Genomic DNA, 366 nt, shown 5'->3' on the forward strand with positions numbered 1-366 from the left:
AATGGTCGCCAGGCGGGATTCGCGATCGAGGATGTTGAGCTGGATTTTAATCAGCTCGTGATCCGCCAAAGCGCGTTCAAGTTCGGCTAACACACCTTCAGTCAAACCGTTGTCAGCCACAGTCAAAACTGGTTTCAGATGGTGGCCAATGGCTTTGTATTGTTTCTTCTGCTCTGGGTTGAGCGGCATAATCTGACCCCTGTGTCTGATCTCGTAAAAAGCGGCGGCCAGTTTACCCGAGCGAGTCCGGGACCGCACACTTAATCACGACCCGTTTTATTTTCGAGGTGGCCAGTGGCCCGTTCCAGGACAAGCCTTAAGTGGCTGCAAAGACATGTCAATGATCCCTATGTGAAGCAGGCGCAG

At 52.5% G+C, this 366-nt stretch carries 1 protein-coding gene and 1 pseudogene; one reads left to right on the forward strand and one right to left on the reverse strand.

From position 1 onward, the window contains the following. Positions 1-189, reverse strand: a 189-nt coding sequence (locus BK665_RS33575; protein WP_148053294.1) for a YhbY family RNA-binding protein, incomplete at its 3' end; no start/stop codon positions are given. Between the two features lie 105 nt (positions 190-294). On the opposite strand from BK665_RS33575, the pseudogene BK665_RS33580 reads away from it, so the two are divergent. Further along, positions 295-366 (forward strand): annotated as a pseudogene (locus tag BK665_RS33580) (23S rRNA methyltransferase); the annotation flags it as partial.

Origin of the sequence: Pseudomonas frederiksbergensis (assembly GCF_003732665.1) — a bacterium.
Taxonomy (GTDB): Bacteria; Pseudomonadota; Gammaproteobacteria; order Pseudomonadales; family Pseudomonadaceae; genus Aquipseudomonas; species Aquipseudomonas frederiksbergensis_G.